The following is a 1,130-nucleotide window of genomic DNA, read 5'->3' on the forward strand; positions in this document are numbered from 1 at the left end:
TTCCTTTTTTTCTCCAGAGAATAGCGGAAGGTGTGATAAAATGGAAGTAGGAGTTTCGAGAGCTACCGCGCAGCGGTTTCGTTCAACAACGGGTGCATGCTGCACGGCTTTCGCCGCTTGGTCCGGACCGGAGCTGAGAAGCGAGGAAGCGGAATCAGCCGGACACATCCGACTTCGTCGGACGTCGTGAACCCTGAACGTTAGACGAAATAACGAAGAGATGGTGAGTTGGAGGTAATTCAATGAAGTATGCTGCTGTTGTCCTTGATCTTGACGGAACATTGTTAAATTCGCAAAAGAAAATATCGGAAAGAAATCGAAAAGCAATTATCGATTGTTACAGTAAAGGAATGAAAATTATTTACGCTACTGCTCGGCCTCCGAGAACCGTGAAATATTTATTACCGGATGAGCTTTATCAACTTGGATCGTTTATTTATTACAACGGTGCATATGTAGATTGTAAATTCACTGAGACTACACTCCACTTTCCCATTCCCGAGAATATTTCAAAAGAATTTCTTGAGTATTGTTCCTTTGGAAAACCTGATTGCAACCTTGGAGTAGAAGTTAAAGACCATTGGTTTAGCAATAAAGAAGTGGATTATTCGGCAGTTACGAATGTCAAAGAGAGTCCAATAGTAAAGACAATCCAGGAATTAAAACAGTTTGAAGTAACAAAATTTCTGGTAGCAGATATTCCAGATTTCAACGCAATCCTTGAAAGATATTCTTCTAAATTGAATTTGATAATTACGGACAATGGCAAGCTATTACAAGTAATGTCCAAAGAAGCTTCTAAGGAGCAAGCAGTCCGAATGTTATGTGATAAATACGAAATTAGTGTTGAAGAAATCATTTGTTTTGGTGATGATCATAATGATCTTGGAGTTTTTAAGGTTTCCGGTTATTCTGTGGCAATGGGAAATGCTATTAATGAATTAAAGGAAATTTCACATGAAGTTACAGGAACAAATGATGAAGATGGAGTAGGACAAGTTCTTGAAAGATTAGTGGGGGTTACTCAAAGTTACTTCGGCTAACACTCTGGATTGGTTGCGAAGTGGCCCAGAAAAAAAGACCTTCGGGGCGGGAAGCGAAGGTCAGAGTGGAACGGTCATGAGGAGCAG

1 protein-coding gene is annotated in these 1,130 nt (G+C 40.4%); it reads left to right on the plus strand.

The window, feature by feature from the left end; all coding sequences use genetic code 11:
* Nucleotides 1–242: 242 nt before the first annotated feature.
* Nucleotides 243–1,043, plus strand: coding sequence for a Cof-type HAD-IIB family hydrolase (locus IDH44_RS26290; protein ID WP_190921785.1), 801 nt, complete (start codon nucleotides 243–245; stop codon nucleotides 1,041–1,043).
* Nucleotides 1,044–1,130: the final 87 nt, after the last annotated feature.

The sequence above is a fragment of the Paenibacillus sabuli genome (genome assembly GCF_014705605.1).
GTDB lineage: Bacteria > Bacillota > Bacilli > Paenibacillales > Paenibacillaceae > Paenibacillus_D > Paenibacillus_D sabuli.